Genomic DNA, 15,931 nt, shown 5'->3' on the forward strand with positions numbered 1-15,931 from the left:
TTATGAAATTACTCATTGTTGAAGATGATTTACTGCTACAAGAAGGACTGGCTCTGGCACTGAATGGTGACGGATACGCTGTAGATACTGCAGCGACAGCAAATGATGCCGACGCGCTGATTCAAAGTGGTGAATACAGTCTGGTGATTCTGGATCTTGGGCTACCCGATAAAGACGGAGCAACACTACTCAGCCAATGGCGCCGAAGAGGGCTAAAAACTCCGGTATTGATTCTGACTGCAAGGGATGCACTGGAAGACCGGGTCAGTGGTCTTGATGCAGGCGCAGATGACTACCTGGTAAAACCCTTTGCGCTGGCCGAATTACAAGCCCGTGCCCGGGCTCTTATTCGCCGTTACCAGGGGCACAGTGACAATCTGTTGCAACATGATGACCTCACATTAAACCTCCAGACTCAACAAGTGTTGCTGCAAGGTAACGCTGTGGAAGTCACCCCCAAAGAGTTTGCTTTGCTGACCCGTCTGATTATGCGAGTTGGCCAAACTGTTCACCGGGAAACACTTCAGCAGGATCTCTATAGTTGGCAGGACGATCCTGGCTCAAATACCCTTGAGGTTCACATTCATAATCTGCGACGCAAGCTGGGTAAAGAACGCATCAAAACTGTTCGTGGCGTTGGCTATCGTCTGGAGAACCGGGTATGAACAGTATGCGTCGGCGTTTAATGGCAATGCTGGCGTTAATTTTTCTTTTCTTTCAACTTGTCAGCGTATTATGGCTGTGGCACGAAAGCCAGGAGCAAATTGGGTTCCTGGTCAATGAAACGCTGTCTGCCCGTACACGTAATCACCATGTTGAAAAAGAGATCCACGAAGCCATAGCCTCATTATTAGTTCCTTCACTGGTTATGGTTGGCTTTACACTGTTTTTTTCTTTTCTGGCAGTGTCCTGGATTATCCAGCCACTCAACAAACTCAGTCGTAGTCTTGTTAACCGTTCCGCCGACAACCTTAGCCCATTACCCATGTTTTCCGAGATGGAAGAGATGGTAGCAGTCACCACGGCCCTCAATCAATTACTGTCCCGTCTGGAAAGTACCATTCAGCAGGAACGATTATTTACCGCCGATGCCGCCCACGAATTACGTACCCCACTGGCTGGTATTCGCCTTCATCTTGAGCTTATGGCCCAGTCCGGAAATAAACAGGCTGATTCGCTGATCCAGCGACTGGACCAACTGATGCATGTCATCGAACAGTTGTTAATGCTATCCCGGGCAGGACAAGCCTTAGCCAGTGGGCATTATGATACGCACCAGTGGTGGAAAGATATTATCGAACCACTTCAGGAGGAAATGACAGAGATGGCTGAGAGGCATAATCAACGGATTATCTGGCCGGAAGATACTGGTCTCTCTGTGCAGGGGGACCCGGTGCTATTACGCCTGCTGCTCCGTAATCTACTGGAAAATGCCTGGCGGTATAGCCCTCAAGGGAGTTGTATCGAAATCCGCTTACAGGAAGAAAACAATGGCGCACATCTTCAAGTGCTGGATGAAGGGCCGGGCATCGACGAAGCTCACCGAAAAACTATTACGGAACCATTTCGTCGCCTGGATCAACGCTATGGTGGCAGCGGGCTTGGGCTCAACATCGTGCGGCGTATTGTGCAACTGCACCGGGGAAAATTGCTGATAGATAACCGTACTGATAGCCAGGGTTTGAATGCAGGTTGCTGGTTCCCGGATCATATTGATTGAAACTACGCCCACTGCGCAGTGAAGCAAAAAAGTAAGGCCGGGAAACCCGGCCTTACCTGCAAAGCTACGTGGAGATTAACGTTCGTAGATTATCTCTACACCTTCGTCATCATCTTCATCCCAGTCATCGTCATCGTCCCAGGGCTCTTCGGCTTCAGATTGCACTTCTTCCAGTTGTTTACGGTGGTAATCGTCCCACATAAATTCAACTTTCTCAGCTTCCTGAGCCACTTCTTCATGAACAACCGGGTTTTCGATAATGAAATGCATCACATCCCAACATAACGCATTGACACCATCACGTGTCGCCGCAGATATCAGGTAATGCTTCTCTTCCCAGCCCAGGGCGGTAGCAATTTCTTTAGCCCGCTGTTCTGCTTCTTCACTATCAAGCAAGTCAACTTTATTGAATACCAGCCAGCGTGGCTTTGCCGCCAAAGTGGCACTGTATTTCTCCAGCTCACCAATAATGATGCGTGCATTCTCGACCGGATCAGAACCATCAATAGGTGCCAAATCAATCAGGTGCAATAAAACACGGCAACGTTCCAGGTGTTTGAGGAAACGAATTCCCAGCCCTGCGCCATCAGCCGCACCTTCAATCAGCCCCGGAATATCAGCAACCACAAAGCTTTTTTCGTTATCCATTCGAACAACACCCAGGCTTGGAACCAGAGTGGTAAAGGGATAATCAGCTACTTTCGGTTTTGCCGCGGATACGGCACGAATAAATGTAGATTTACCCGCATTAGGTAAACCCAGCATGCCAACATCAGCCAGCAACATCAGCTCAAGGTCGAGTTCGCGCTTCTCACCTGGCGTACCATTCGTTTTCTGGCGGGGTGTACGGTTTACAGAGGATTTAAAGCGCGTGTTCCCCAAACCATGCCAGCCCCCTTTTGCGACCAGCAAACGTTGACCGTGGGAAACCATATCACCCATTGCTTCCCCGGTACCTTTATCAATAACCCGGGTACCAACAGGTACACGAACGGAAACATCTTTTCCTCGTTTACCGGTACAGTCACGGCTTTGACCATTCTGGCCCCGCTCAGCACGGAATGATTTTTCAAAGCGATAATCGATAAGGGTATTCAGGTTCTCGTCAGCTTCCAGCCAGACATCACCACCATCACCACCATCGCCACCATCCGGGCCACCTTTCGGGATGTACTTTTCACGACGGAAGCTAACACACCCATTGCCGCCATCACCTGCGACCACGAGGATCGTTGCTTCATCAACAAACTTCATTTTACTTCTCCGTAGATCATTCGCCCGAATGGGGCACAGGTACCACCGGCTGGCGCTTACGCCAACGCCCCCAAAGGCGATGCCCAATCGCGGAATACATTGCGCCCGCCACAACGACAAATGCGCCGATATAACCCATGACATTCAACATTGGCACAGCAAAGAAATCTGGCCATGCCAGGGCTAATAAATCTGAAAACAGCAATGTAAATAAAGGTGTCAGTGTAATAAATGCACTCACCTGTGCTGCCTGCCAGCGTGCCATTGCTTCAGCCAGTGCGCCGTAACCCACCAGTGTATTCAGGCCACAAAACACCAGACAACTCAGTTGCCACCCACTCAATTGCTTTATAACCATTGGGTCAGCCAATGGGAGCAATGCTATTGTACATAAAGTGTACAATAAAAACAGAATCTGTTGGGATGCCAGACGCCGTAGTAACACTTTCTGCGCCACCCCATAACTGACCCAGACACAGGCTGCAGAAACGCCAAATATTACGCCCCATGTGTAGTCTGTCAGACGGGTAAATATTTCAACCAGGCTGGAGTTAAAAAACATAATCAACCCGGAAAGCAGCATCAGTGCACCAACAACTTGGGTACCACGCATCTTTTCTTTCAGGATAACAACACTGGCAACCATCATTCCTACCGGAGAAAGTTGTCCAATGACCTGTGATGCTGTAGGGCTCAGATACTGCAAAGAGGAACTAAAAAAAATAAAGTTCCCAAACAGCCCACCTGTTGCTATAGCCAGTAATACTAACCAGCGGCGGCGTTTGAAAATTCTGAGCGGGGGTAAATTCCCTCTCAGTGTCAAAATCAGGCCCAGTCCGGTGCCAGCCATCAGAAAACGATAAAATACAACAGTAGGAGGAGACATCACCTCCAGTACCTGTTTCATAGCAATAGGTAATGCGCCCCAGCACATCGCTGTTGTCAGGGCCAAAGCGATGCCAATTCCTGCCTGTTGTTTCATTTAAAGCCCCTGGCGCTTTCCCCTGTGTCAGAATGTAAAAAGCCCCGCAACGTGTTGCGGGGCTTCAATCCGTTACCGGAACGCGAAAAACTTATTCAGCAACAATGCTTACAAATTTACGGTTTTTCGGACCTTTAACTTCGAACTTGACTTTACCGTCAGACAAAGCGAACAGAGTATGATCTTTACCGCAACCTACGTTGCTGCCTGCGTGGAATTTAGTACCACGCTGACGAACGATGATGCTGCCAGCAAGAACTGCTTCACCGCCGAAACGTTTTACGCCCAGACGTTTAGCTTCAGAATCGCGACCGTTACGTGTTGAGCCGCCAGCCTTTTTGTGTGCCATTTAATCTGCTCCCCTATTAAGCGCTGATGCCAGTAATTTTCACATCAGTGAACCACTGACGGTGGCCCTGCTGCTTACGATAGTGTTTACGACGACGAAACTTAACGATTTTAACTTTCTCGCCACGACCATGAGCAACAACTTCAGCTTTAATTACGCCGCCCTCAACAAAAGGAACGCCGATTTTAACTTCTTCGCCATTGGCAATCATCAGAACCTGGTCGAATTGAACTGCTTCGCCAGTTGCGATGTCCAGCTTTTCCAGGCGAACGGTCTGACCTTCGCTTACTCGGTGTTGTTTACCACCACTTTGGAAAACCGCGTACATAAAAAACTCCGCTTTCCGCACACACCTCTGTGTTTTCAGTGCGCGCTATAAATAATCACAATAGGGCGCGAATATTACGCAAATCCAGGACATTTGACAAGTACCATCATCAATTCGTGTAGAAAAAAAACACTACGCACAATGTTCCATTTATTAAGCGCATTTTTTCAGTACAATCTGTATTTGATGACCAGACAGATACCCAATAACATGTTCCGTCGAACGGGATAAACCGGGCAACAGCCAGACTTTTGCGATGAATTTAGAGAAAATAACCGAGTTAACCGCGCAAGATATGGCGGGCGTAAACGCGACAATTCTGGATCAGCTCAACTCTGACGTTCAGCTAATCAACCAGTTGGGATACTACATAGTCAGTGGTGGCGGGAAACGCATTCGTCCAATGATAGCGGTGCTTTCTGCCCGTGCTCTGGGTTATGACGGCAACGCGCATGTCACTATTGCGGCCTTAATTGAATTTATTCATACCGCTACGTTGCTCCATGATGACGTTGTTGATGAATCAGATATGCGCCGTGGTAAGGCGACAGCAAATGCCGCTTTTGGTAATGCAGCCAGCGTTCTGGTTGGTGATTTTATCTACACCCGCGCATTCCAGATGATGACGCAACTGGGCTCACTCAAAATACTGGAAGTGATGTCGGCGGCCGTCAACGTTATTGCTGAAGGGGAAGTACTTCAGCTAATGAACGTCAACGACCCGAATATTACAGAAGAAAGCTACATGCGGGTTATTTACAGTAAAACAGCACGCCTGTTTGAAGCTGCTTCTCAGTGTTCCGGCATTCTTGCTGGTGCAACGCCCGAACAAGAACTCGCCCTGCAAAATTATGGCCGCTATATTGGTACAGCCTTCCAGCTTATTGATGATCTGCTTGATTATAGTGCTGACGGCGCAACGCTGGGTAAAAATGTGGGAGATGACCTCAACGAAGGGAAACCCACTCTTCCGCTGTTACATGCCATGCAACATGGCACACCAGAACAGGCCACTATGATTCGTCAGGCCATTGAGCAAGGTAATGGAAGGCATCTTCTGGAACATGTACTGGAAGCAATGGAAATGTGTGGTTCACTCGCCTGGACACGCCTGCGAGCCGAGCAGGAAGCGGATAAAGCCATTGAGGCGCTGGCAATACTTCCTGACTCCCCCTGGAAAGCAGCACTAACTGGCCTCGCACACATCGCCGTACAACGCAACCACTAAACCACACCATATTGGCTTAGTTAAAAAGGATCTGCGCCACAGTGCCCGGATCCTTTTTCTTCTTTTGGGCTCTTATGCAACGCATTACAAAAAGCTGAGCGCGGCTACACAAAACAAACTGCAAGCCTCAATATTAAGAACTTTCAAGAATCTCCTGTGCTATATAACCCAGGCTTCCACTGAGTAGCCAATGCAACCCAATAGCGACAGGGAGAAAACATGGAAAGTAAGTTTGTTGACTGGCACCCGGCTGACATTATTGCCGCGTTGCGCAAGAAGGGAACGTCAATGGCCGCCGAATCACGTAAGGCCGGACTGAGTTCTTCGACTCTCGCCAATGCTCTGACACGCCCCTGGCCCAGGGGAGAAATGTTGATAGCCGATGCGCTGAATGTGAACCCATGGGAGATTTGGCCCTCCCGCTACTATGACCCGCATACCGCACAATTCATTGACAGAACCCGGCTCATTCGCCAACGTTAAAAAAACCGGGGAACTCCCCGGTTTATTACGTTATTCAGCGCGAATACGTTCAATTTTAGCACCCAGCGCCTGAAGTTTGTCTTCAATACGCTCATAACCACGATCGATGTGGTAAATGCGGTCAACCACCGTAACGCCTTCAGCAATACATCCGGCAAGCACCAGGCTTGCCGATGCACGCAAATCAGTCGCCATAACCTGGGCACCCGACAATTTGTTCACACCATGGCAAATCGCAGTGTTGCTTTCAATTTCGGCATGTGCGCCCATACGAATCAACTCAGGCACATGCATAAACCGGTTTTCAAAGATGGTCTCGGTGATGACACCGGTGCCTTCGGCAACCAGGTTGAGCAGTGTAAACTGGGCCTGCATATCTGTCGGAAAACCAGGATGTGGCGCAGTACGGACATTTACGGCTTTAGGACGCTGGCCGTGCATATCCAGAGATATCCAGTCTTCACCTGTTTCAATAGCAGCACCCGCTTCACGCAATTTAGCTAATACTGCATCCAGAGTGTCCGGGCGGGTATTACGGCACATCACTTTTCCACCAGAAATGGCAGCAGCCACCAGGAAAGTGCCTGTTTCAATACGATCAGGCAAGACGCGATATACACCACCACCCAGGCGTTCAACACCCGTGATAGTGATACGGTCAGTACCCATGCCTGTGATTTTTGCTCCCAACGTATTCAAAAAATTGGCCGTATCGACAATTTCTGGCTCGCGGGCCGCATTTTCAATAACCGTAGTGCCTTCAGCCAGCGTTGCCGCAGACATAATCGTGACCGTTGCACCAACACTGACCTTATCCATAACAATGTGCGCCCCTTTCAGGCGACCATTGACACTGGCTTTTACATACCCTTCTTCCAGTTTGATTTCTGCACCCAGTTGCTCCAGACCTGAGATATGTAAATCAACCGGACGAGCGCCAATTGCACAACCACCCGGTAAAGACACCTGCCCCTGGCCAAAACGAGCAACCAAAGGACCTAATGCCCAAATAGATGCCCGCATTGTTTTGACCAGTTCATAAGGTGCGCAGTAAATGTTAACTTTACTGGCGTCAATCCAGACAGACCCGTTGCGCTCAACCTTTGTCCCCAGTTGGCTCAACAATTTCATTGTGGTATCAATGTCTTTCAGTTTGGGGACATTCTGAATCTCAACCGGCTCTTCAGCCAACAGGGCGGCAAATAAAATCGGCAACGCGGCGTTTTTCGCCCCCGATATCGTCACTTCGCCACTCAGGCATGTTGGCCCTTCTACGCGGAATTTATCCATCAGGACAGCTCTCTACATATTCAAAATCACAGTTACTGCAGCATCGTTGCAGCTCAGAATCCGTTTAATTTACGGTCGCGTTCCCACTCTGTCGGGGTATAGGCTTTGATGGATAAAGCATGGATACGGTTATCCGCAATGTATTCCATAAGAGGCCCATAAATCGTTTGTTGTTTTTTCACACGACTCATGTCGGCGAAGAGTTCACCCACTGCAGTAACCTGAAAGTGGCTACCGTCACCAGTGACGTGGACTTCCTGAAGGGGCAGTGTATTCATCAGCACCGTCTGAATTTCATGATTTTCCATGGGCTCTTCATCATCGTCGATTAATAAAACCAGCCAAACATCTTAGAGGAAAGTGTTCGCCGCTGAAATAAGCAAAAAGGCCTTGCAGTAAGAAAATGCAAGGCCTTGAAACTAACCCACTGAAAACATTAGTGGGTATAGGGAAATACTGATTCTGGTAAATTATAGAGCTTGCTCAGCATATCAAGCTTTTCGTTCATGCCAGTGAGCACAACCTCATGCCCCCGGGAACGAGATATTGCTACCAGATGCAGTAAGATAGCCAGCCCCGCAGTATCTACCCTGACCAGCTCGCCAACCGCTATCTCAGATAACGACTGGCAAACAACCTGCCGCTGTGACCAGAGTGGCAATAACGACCCCTGATCCAGAATACCAAACAGAGACAGAACGCCGCTATCCAGTTGCCACTGCAAAGCACCTGCCATTATTTCTGCGCTTCCAGGGTAATCGGATGACTGGCAATGGCTTTAAGCTCCGCAGTCAGGCCATCTATCCCTTTCTGGCGCAGCAAATCCCCCCACTCATTTTGTTTTGTGGTGATCATGCTGACACCCTCCACAATCATGTCATATGCCTGCCAGTTCCCTGTCTGGCTATTTTTACGCCACTGGAAGTCGAGACGTACCGGAGGACGACCATTCGGGTCAATGATGGTCACGCGGATTGCCACGATAGTCGCATCACCAATAGGTTGTTCCGGCGCGACCTGGTAGGTTTGCCCATGATACATTGCCAGTGCCTGGCCGTAAGCCTGCTTCAGGTATTCGCGGAAAGCCGCGAAATAGGCCTCACGTTGCGCCGGAGTGGCTTCACGATAATAACGCCCCAGTACTAATGCGCCGGCATACTTAACCTGGACATAAGGCAATAATTCCTGGTCGACTATCTCACGCAGATAATCCGGATTCTGGCGAATTTTCGCCTGTTCATTTTTCAGCCTGGAAAATGTCTTTTCCGCCGCCTGGTTCATTAAAACATACGGATTAGACTGATCCGCCGCTACCGCTAAAGGAGCGATCACCAACATGGCAACCATTAACAGCCGTTTAAACATGACATATCTCCAAACTTAGTTCGTTTTCCCGGACGGGGATGGCTCATTATTCCCGTGTGACGTTCCTTGTGCATCGCCACTCGTCTTATTGTCGTTACCATTGTTGCCCTTATACAAGAACTGGCCTATCAAGTCCTCAAGCACCATAGCTGACTTGGTATCCTGCACCGTGTCACCATCTTTCAGAATACCAGTGCCAAGTTCAGGGTCTTCAAACCCCACATTCAGCGCCAGATACTGTTCACCCAGTAAGCCTGAAGTACGCACAGCCAGCGAACTGGTGTCCGGAATGTGGTTGTAACGCTGTTCGATATCCATTGCCACACGGGGCAAATAGGTCTTTGGATCCAGGGAAATATCTGCCACCCGGCCAATCACTACGCCGCCAATACGGACTGGCGAGCGTGCTTTCAGACCGCCAATGTTGTCGAAAGTGGCATACAGACGATACGTTGGCTCAGTATGAAAGGAGGTGACATTCGCCACGCGCAGGCAGATAAAAAGAATAGCGGCAAACGCAACCAGCATAAATGCGCCAACCCAAATTTCAAATTTCTTCGTTTGCATGAACTTAATTCCCAAACATCAGTGCAGTAAGCACAAAATCCAGCCCCAAAACAGCCAGAGAAGCGTGCACAACAGTACGTGTAGTTGCCCGGCTAATCCCTGCAGATGTTGGGATAGCATCATACCCATTAAATAACGCAATCCACGTTACAGTAATGGCGAACACAACACTCTTGATAACACAGTTGACCAGGTCAAGACGCCAGTCGACAGCATTCTGCATGGCTGACCAGAAAAAGCCGGAATCGATCCCTTTCCAGCTAACGCCCACCAGCGAACCGCCCCAAACGCCAACAGCGACAAAAATCAATGTCAGTAACGGTAACGAAATGACTCCCGCCCAAAAACGCGGGGAAATAACACGTCGCAACGGGTCAACAGCCATCATTTCCATGCTGGAAAGCTGTTCTGTGGCTTTCATCAGGCCTATTTCGGCAGTAAGTGCGGAACCAGCCCGACCGGCGAACAATAATGCAGCGACAACCGGCCCCAGCTCACGCAGTAGCGACAATGCCACCAGCATACCCAGACTGGTTTCTGCGCTGTATGTGGTTAAAACCAGGTACCCTTGCAGGCCCAACACCATACCGATAAACAACCCCGATACGATGATGATTATCATAGACATAACGCCAACATTGTAGAGCTGGCGCATCAATAGCGGCGCATGTTTGCGAAACTCGGGTTTTCCGACCAGTGCATTGAAGAGCAGTATCCCTGCCCGACCAAATGTTGCACAAAACTTAATGCCCTTATGCCCGAGAGATGCCAGCGCATCCAGAAATACCACGTGATTACTCCTCCGCTCCTGCAAATAAATCCCGTTGATATTCCCCAGCCGGAAAACGGAACGGCACAGGGCCGTCGGCAATACCATCCAGAAACTGTCGAACCCGAGGATCCGGATTACGGCGTAACCCTTCAGGGCTGCCATGCGCGATAATCTGTTGATCCGCAACGATCCATGCTTCATCGGCAATACTGAGTACTTCAGGTACATCGTGGGACACGACAATGCAGGTCACACCCAGTGAACGATTTAACTCAGAGATTAACTTCACCAACACCCCCATAGTGATTGGATCCTGACCCACAAACGGCTCATCGAACATGATGAGTTCAGGTTCCAGCGCTATAGCGCGTGCCAGCGCAGCCCGCCGGGCCATCCCGCCAGAAAGCTCTGATGGCATAAGCTCTGCCGCTCCGCGTAGCCCTACGGCTTCCAGCTTCATCATAACTGTACTGACCAATAATGGCTCAGGCAGGTGTGTATGCTCGCGTAAGGGATAAGCCACATTTTCGAACACATTCAGGTCTGTAAACAACGCACCTGACTGAAAAAGCATGCTCATCCGTTTACGGACGGTAAATAGCCGTGAACGAGACAGTGACGGAATGTTGTCACCATCAAATAAAATTTGCCCGGCATCAGGTTTTATCTGCCCACCAATCAGGCGTAACAGGGTTGTTTTACCAATCCCGGATGGCCCCATGATGGCCGTGATCTTTCCACGCGGTACAGCCAACGAGATATTGTCGAAAATACGCCGACTCCCGCGTGAAAAGGTCACGTCTCGAATATCGACCAGGTTATCCACTCTCTGGTTCATCTGATGTCCTTAAACTCTTAGCTTCAGATACACCTGTACATTTAAACACGGCATTGATTTCTGCTGTGCGCGATATTCTTACAGAATATTGCGCGGTTCAGTTAGCGAAAACTGGCATCGTTTTACTTTTCGGTGCCATATAGTCAAAATTAGGCAAGTGTTTCATGCTGTGCTGTTCCCACATAAGCCAGAGCAGTGAACCAGTCATTGTAACTGAATAAAGGATTTTTCATGTTTGTAGCGACGTCTCTGTTAATCATCGGTTTACTTTTGGTGGTTTACAGCGCCGACCGGCTGGTCTTTTCTGCGTCTTTACTTTGCCATCGGCTAGGGGTTTCTCCCTTAATCATCGGCATGACTGTCGTTACCGTTGGCACATCATTGCCCGAGATAATTGTTGCGTTATCGGCAACGTTACGCGACCAGGGTGACCTGGCCGTAGGTACAGCAATTGGCTCAAACATCACAAATATTCTGCTCATTCTTGGGCTCGCAGCAACGTTACACCCCCTAAAAGTCCACTCAGCGTTGCTACGCAGAGAAATCCCACTGATGCTGCTGGTCACGTTCATTGCCGGGTATATTCTGTGGGATGGTGAATTAACTCGTGGCGAAGGGATTGTCTTACTGATAATCGCCGCTATTTACTTGCTGCTGACAGTCAAATTTGCTCAGCATGCCCATCATAAAGAAAACGACAACCTGACCCGGGAGCAACTGGCAGAACTGCCTTGTGAAGGCTCTCTGCCCGTTGCACTTTTGTGGCTGGGCGTTGCGCTCATTATTATGCCGATAGCCACCCACATGGTTATTGACAACGCTACAGTACTTGCCAATGCCTTTAACATCAGCGAGTTCCTGGTTGGTATCACTGTACTGGCAATCGGCACCAGCCTGCCGGAACTGGCAACGGCAATAGCCGGAGCAAGAAAAGGTGAAGACAATATCGCTATTGGCAATTTAATCGGCGCCAATATTTTCAACATCACAATTGTTCTGGGTTTACCTGCGCTCGGGTACCATAGCGACCTCGACCCGCTCATGATCCGGTATGATTATGGCGTGTTATTGCTGGTCAGTCTGGTGTTTGCGCTACTTTGTTGGCGCCGTTCAGGTGAAATCAGTAAATGTGCGGGAGCGTTGTTATTAGCGGGTTTCATTGCCTGGTTAATTCTGCGCCTCGCCGGTTTTTTTCCTTTCGTCGAGTAATACGGACACGGTATGTCACACAAAAACGTGGATGCAAACTTTGATTTCCAGCACGCCGGGAAAACCGTGCTGGCGGTTGAACGTGAAGGGCTGGCTCAACTGGACCAGTATATCAATGGCGACTTTACAGAGGCTTGCAGGAAGATCTTTGCCTGCCAGGGAAAAGTCGTGGTGATGGGAATGGGTAAATCCGGGCATATTGGCCGTAAAATGGCCGCAACATTCGCCAGCACAGGTACACCCGCATTTTTTGTTCATCCAGGTGAAGCCAGCCACGGTGATTTAGGCATGGTGACCAACAACGATATTGTTATTGCCATCTCTAACTCAGGCGAATCCAACGAAATACTGGCGCTTATTCCAGTACTTAAACGCCTGAAAGTACCACTAATCAGCATGACCGGGCGGCCACAAAGCACGATGGCGAAAGCCGCAGATATCCACTTGTGCATTCATGTACCGCAAGAGGCCTGTCCACTGGGCCTGGCCCCCACCACCAGCACAACCGCCACATTAGTTATGGGTGATGCGCTGGCTGTTGCTCTACTGGAAGCCAGGGGGTTTACCGCCGAGGATTTCGCACTATCGCACCCAGGCGGAGCTCTTGGGCGCAAGTTATTACTGCGTGTTAATGATATTATGCACACGGGTGATGAGATTCCCCATGTTAGTGAGCATGCTTCGTTACGCGATGCTTTACTGGAAATCACCCGAAAAAATCTGGGGATGACAGTTATCTGTGATGACCAGATGACAATCCATGGTATTTTCACCGATGGCGATTTACGCCGCGTATTTGATATGGGCGTAGACCTGCATACTCTGGCAATTAAAGACGTAATGACTCCGGGCGGTATTCGGGTTAAGCCGGGTACACTGGCTGTTGATGCATTGAATTTAATGCAGTCCAGGCATATTACATCTGTACTGGTTGCGGATGGCGACCATCTGGCTGGTGTGTTACATATGCACGATCTGCTGCGCGCTGGCGTCGTCTGAATAGGATATGAAGTAATGAGTACCCCCCAAGCGGTAACTGAAACGTGCTACGGTCTGGTCGATAACTCAGTGATAGAAAAAGCGGCGCGGATTAAGCTGCTTATCCTTGATGTCGATGGCGTGATGTCTGATGGCCTCATTTATATGGGCAACAATGGTGAAGAATTGAAAGCGTTCAATGTGCGGGACGGTTACGGCATTCGTTGCGCCCTAACATCAGGCATTGAAGTTGCCATTATCACTGGGCGTAAGGCAAAGTTACTGGAAGACCGTTGCCAGACACTGGGCATCACTCATCTTTGGCAAGGGCAAAGTGATAAGCGAATCGCTTACCAGTCGTTGCTTGCACACCTTTCGTTACAGCCGGAAGATGTCGCTTATATTGGTGATGATCTGATCGACTGGCCAGTGATGTCACAAGTCGGTTTAAGTGTGGCTGTCGCTGACGCTCACCCACTGCTGCTCCCCCGTGCAGATTATGTCACGACGATTTCTGGTGGGCGCGGGGCAGTAAGAGAGATTTGCGATATCCTGTTACAGTCTCAAGGCAAACTTGAGCAGGCTACAGGGCAATCAATATGAGTAAAAGCAGACGTTGGGTCATTATCCTGCTTGCCCTGGCCGTTTTAATTTTGCTGGGGATAAACCTCGCCGATACCGACAATAATTCGCAAGTGCAGGTCAATGATAACGAGCCCACTTATCAGAGTGAGCACTCCGATACGGTTGTATATAATCCAGAAGGCGCGCTCAATTATCGTCTGATAGCAAAACATGTTGAATATTATTCAGATCAAGAGCTGACCTGGTTTACTGACCCCGTAGTGACTTCATACGATACAAACAAAGTCGCGACCTGGTCTATCCGGGCAGACAAAGCAAAACTGACCAATGACCGGATGCTTTATCTTTACGGGCATGTCGAGTTGGATGCACTGACGCCTGACTCACAGTTACGTAAAATCACCACCGATAACGCGCAGGTAAACCTGATAACTCAGGATGTTGCCTCCGATGATCTGGTGACGCTATATGGCACCACATTTAATTCCAGTGGTTTGAAAATGCGCGGCAACTTACGCAGTAAAACGGCCAAGCTGATTGAAAAGGTTAGAACTTCCTATGAAATTCAAAATAAACAAACTCAGCCTTAACGTTCTGGTAGCCGGTGCATTGTTTGCCGCCAGCCTCCCGGCATTTGCGTTAACTGGCGATACGGATAAGCCTATCCATATCGAATCAGATCAACAGTCTCTGGATATGCAGGGCAATATTGTTACCTTTACCGGTAATGTTGTTGTCACCCAGGGAAGCATAAAGATCAACGCGGACAAAGTTGTTGTGACACGTCCCGGTGGCGAAAAAGGTAAAGAAGTGATTGATGGCTATGGTAACCCTGCCACATTCTATCAAATGCAGGATAACGGCAAGCCGGTTAAAGGCCATGCCAGCCATATGCATTATGAGCTGCAAAATGATTTTGTCGTGCTGACTGGCAAAGCTTACCTGGAGCAACTGGATAGTAATATCACTGGCGATAAAATTACCTATCTGGTGAAAGAACAGAAAATGCAGGCGTTTAGTGATAAAGGTAAACGCGTGACTACCGTTCTGGTTCCGTCCCAACTTCAGGACAAAAAAGACCAGAAACCAGCCCCTAAAAAGAGTAACTAATTCGGTATGGCAACACTTACAGCGAAAAACCTGGCGAAGGCCTATAAAGGGCGCCGGGTCGTAGAAGATGTCAGTTTAACTGTGAACTCTGGAGAAATCGTTGGCCTGCTGGGGCCAAACGGTGCGGGGAAAACTACCACGTTTTACATGGTAGTGGGTATTGTTCCACGCGATGCCGGTAATATCACCATTGACGATGAAGACATCAGCCTGTTACCACTTCATGCCCGTGCCCGTAGGGGAATTGGCTATCTGCCACAGGAAGCGTCTATTTTCCGGCGTCTCAGCGTGTACGATAACCTGATGGCTGTGTTACAAATTCGCGATGATCTCTCCAGCGAACAACGTGTTGATCGGGCAAATGAGTTGATGGAAGAATTTCACATCGAACATCTGCGCGACAGCCTTGGTCAATCACTGTCTGGTGGTGAACGCCGTCGTGTAGAGATTGCTCGGGCGCTGGCTGCTAATCCGAAGTTCATTCTGCTGGATGAACCCTTCGCAGGGGTTGACCCCATCTCGGTTATCGACATAAAACGTATTATCGAACATCTGCGTGATAGCGGTCTGGGCGTATTGATTACCGACCACAACGTACGCGAAACGCTGGCGGTTTGTGAACGGGCTTATATTGTCAGCCAGGGTCATCTTATTGCCCATGGCACACCCAGTGAAATTCTCGAAGACGAGCATGTGAAGCGGGTATATCTTGGGGAAGAGTTCAGACTCTGATAGGGTAAGCGTGACAGGATGTAAAAAAGAGTGAGCACACCTCACATCAGGTTTGTTCGCTATTCGTTATCACTGTCACCGTTTCACTTTATCAGGAGAGTTTTTCTTTTTGCCAGGGCAGGTATTATTAACGTATTGACC

At 49.2% G+C, this 15,931-nt stretch carries 21 protein-coding genes; 10 read left to right on the top strand and 11 right to left on the bottom strand.

Going from position 1 to position 15,931, the window contains the following annotated elements:
* Positions 1-2: 2 nt before the first annotated feature.
* Together pmrA and pmrB are read left to right on the top strand one after the other, a co-directional pair.
* Positions 3-665, top strand: coding sequence for a two-component system response regulator PmrA (gene pmrA, locus A9B99_RS19925; protein WP_064600605.1), 663 nt, complete (start codon positions 3-5; stop codon positions 663-665).
* On the top strand, positions 662-1,720 hold the full coding sequence (pmrB, locus tag A9B99_RS19930; protein ID WP_064600607.1) for a two-component system sensor histidine kinase PmrB: 1,059 nt from the start codon (positions 662-664) through the stop codon (positions 1,718-1,720). The genes pmrA and pmrB overlap by 4 nt, the downstream gene beginning before the upstream one ends.
* 75 nt (positions 1,721-1,795) lie before the next feature.
* Here pmrB and cgtA read toward each other — a convergent pair whose 3' ends face one another.
* From cgtA to rplU, 4 genes are all read right to left on the bottom strand, one after another.
* Positions 1,796-2,974 carry an Obg family GTPase CgtA gene (gene cgtA, locus A9B99_RS19935; protein ID WP_064600609.1) on the bottom strand — a complete coding sequence of 393 codons (1,179 nt, stop codon included), beginning with the start codon at positions 2,972-2,974 and terminating at the stop codon, positions 1,796-1,798.
* A gap of 16 nt (positions 2,975-2,990) precedes the next feature.
* A complete protein-coding gene (locus A9B99_RS19940; protein ID WP_064600611.1) occupies positions 2,991-3,956 on the bottom strand; it encodes a DMT family transporter in 966 nt (321 codons plus the stop codon).
* Between the two features lie 91 nt (positions 3,957-4,047).
* Positions 4,048-4,305, bottom strand: a complete 258-nt coding sequence (gene rpmA / locus A9B99_RS19945; RefSeq protein ID WP_036104873.1) for a 50S ribosomal protein L27 — start codon at positions 4,303-4,305, stop codon at positions 4,048-4,050.
* A gap of 16 nt (positions 4,306-4,321) precedes the next feature.
* Positions 4,322-4,633 carry a 50S ribosomal protein L21 gene (gene rplU / locus A9B99_RS19950; RefSeq protein WP_036104882.1) on the bottom strand — a complete coding sequence of 104 codons (312 nt, stop codon included), beginning with the start codon at positions 4,631-4,633 and terminating at the stop codon, positions 4,322-4,324.
* Between the two features lie 256 nt (positions 4,634-4,889).
* On the opposite strand from rplU, the gene ispB reads away from it, so the two are divergent.
* The gene (gene ispB / locus A9B99_RS19955) at positions 4,890-5,861 is read left to right on the top strand and encodes an octaprenyl diphosphate synthase (protein WP_064600613.1); all 972 of its coding nucleotides are present in this window, start codon (positions 4,890-4,892) and stop codon (positions 5,859-5,861) included.
* Positions 5,862-6,080: 219 nt separating this feature from the next.
* The gene (gene sfsB / locus A9B99_RS19960; RefSeq protein ID WP_064600615.1) at positions 6,081-6,344 is read left to right on the top strand and encodes a DNA-binding transcriptional regulator SfsB; all 264 of its coding nucleotides are present in this window, start codon (positions 6,081-6,083) and stop codon (positions 6,342-6,344) included.
* Between the two features lie 30 nt (positions 6,345-6,374).
* Here sfsB and murA read toward each other — a convergent pair whose 3' ends face one another.
* The 7 genes from murA to mlaF form a co-directional block, all read right to left on the bottom strand.
* Positions 6,375-7,634, bottom strand: coding sequence for a UDP-N-acetylglucosamine 1-carboxyvinyltransferase (murA, locus tag A9B99_RS19965; RefSeq protein WP_064600617.1), 1,260 nt, complete (start codon positions 7,632-7,634; stop codon positions 6,375-6,377).
* A 53-nt stretch (positions 7,635-7,687) separates the two neighbouring features.
* Positions 7,688-7,942: a BolA family iron metabolism protein IbaG gene (gene ibaG / locus A9B99_RS19970; protein ID WP_064600619.1), complete on the bottom strand. Its 255-nt coding sequence runs from the start codon at positions 7,940-7,942 to the stop codon at positions 7,688-7,690.
* A 128-nt stretch (positions 7,943-8,070) separates the two neighbouring features.
* Positions 8,071-8,370, bottom strand: coding sequence for a lipid asymmetry maintenance protein MlaB (gene mlaB, locus A9B99_RS19975; RefSeq protein WP_064600621.1), 300 nt, complete (start codon positions 8,368-8,370; stop codon positions 8,071-8,073).
* Positions 8,370-8,999 carry a phospholipid-binding protein MlaC gene (mlaC, locus tag A9B99_RS19980; protein ID WP_064600623.1) on the bottom strand — a complete coding sequence of 210 codons (630 nt, stop codon included), beginning with the start codon at positions 8,997-8,999 and terminating at the stop codon, positions 8,370-8,372. The genes mlaB and mlaC overlap by 1 nt, the downstream gene beginning before the upstream one ends.
* 15 nt (positions 9,000-9,014) lie before the next feature.
* Positions 9,015-9,566 (bottom strand): outer membrane lipid asymmetry maintenance protein MlaD, encoded by a 552-nt coding sequence (gene mlaD, locus A9B99_RS19985; protein ID WP_064600625.1) that lies wholly within the window; start codon positions 9,564-9,566, stop codon positions 9,015-9,017.
* A gap of 4 nt (positions 9,567-9,570) precedes the next feature.
* Positions 9,571-10,356, bottom strand: a complete 786-nt coding sequence (gene mlaE, locus A9B99_RS19990; RefSeq protein ID WP_064600627.1) for a lipid asymmetry maintenance ABC transporter permease subunit MlaE — start codon at positions 10,354-10,356, stop codon at positions 9,571-9,573.
* 4 nt (positions 10,357-10,360) lie between these two features.
* Positions 10,361-11,176: a phospholipid ABC transporter ATP-binding protein MlaF gene (mlaF, locus tag A9B99_RS19995; protein WP_064600629.1), complete on the bottom strand. Its 816-nt coding sequence runs from the start codon at positions 11,174-11,176 to the stop codon at positions 10,361-10,363.
* 231 nt (positions 11,177-11,407) lie between these two features.
* Here mlaF and A9B99_RS20000 point away from each other — a divergent pair, with 231 nt between their 5' ends.
* Genes A9B99_RS20000 through lptB form a run of 6 tightly spaced genes read left to right on the top strand, consistent with a single transcriptional unit; the run spans position 11,408 to position 15,790 of the window.
* Positions 11,408-12,385, top strand: a complete 978-nt coding sequence (locus tag A9B99_RS20000; protein ID WP_064600631.1) for a calcium/sodium antiporter — start codon at positions 11,408-11,410, stop codon at positions 12,383-12,385.
* Positions 12,386-12,397: 12 nt separating this feature from the next.
* The gene (gene kdsD / locus A9B99_RS20005) at positions 12,398-13,384 is read left to right on the top strand and encodes an arabinose-5-phosphate isomerase KdsD (RefSeq protein WP_064600633.1); all 987 of its coding nucleotides are present in this window, start codon (positions 12,398-12,400) and stop codon (positions 13,382-13,384) included.
* A 15-nt stretch (positions 13,385-13,399) separates the two neighbouring features.
* Complete coding sequence (kdsC, locus tag A9B99_RS20010) at positions 13,400-13,966, top strand: 3-deoxy-manno-octulosonate-8-phosphatase KdsC (protein WP_064600635.1); 567 nt, start codon at positions 13,400-13,402, stop codon at positions 13,964-13,966.
* Entirely contained in the window at positions 13,963-14,538 is a 576-nt protein-coding gene (lptC, locus tag A9B99_RS20015) for an LPS export ABC transporter periplasmic protein LptC (RefSeq protein ID WP_064600637.1), read from the top strand. Before kdsC ends, lptC begins: the two co-directional genes overlap by 4 nt.
* Positions 14,507-15,058 (top strand): lipopolysaccharide ABC transporter substrate-binding protein LptA, encoded by a 552-nt coding sequence (lptA, locus tag A9B99_RS20020; RefSeq protein WP_064600639.1) that lies wholly within the window; start codon positions 14,507-14,509, stop codon positions 15,056-15,058. The genes lptC and lptA overlap by 32 nt, the downstream gene beginning before the upstream one ends.
* A 6-nt stretch (positions 15,059-15,064) precedes the next feature.
* Positions 15,065-15,790: an LPS export ABC transporter ATP-binding protein gene (gene lptB, locus A9B99_RS20025; RefSeq protein WP_064600641.1), complete on the top strand. Its 726-nt coding sequence runs from the start codon at positions 15,065-15,067 to the stop codon at positions 15,788-15,790.
* Positions 15,791-15,931 lie beyond the last annotated feature (141 nt).

Source organism: Mangrovibacter phragmitis, from assembly GCF_001655675.1.
Taxonomy (GTDB): Bacteria; Pseudomonadota; Gammaproteobacteria; order Enterobacterales; family Enterobacteriaceae; genus Mangrovibacter; species Mangrovibacter phragmitis.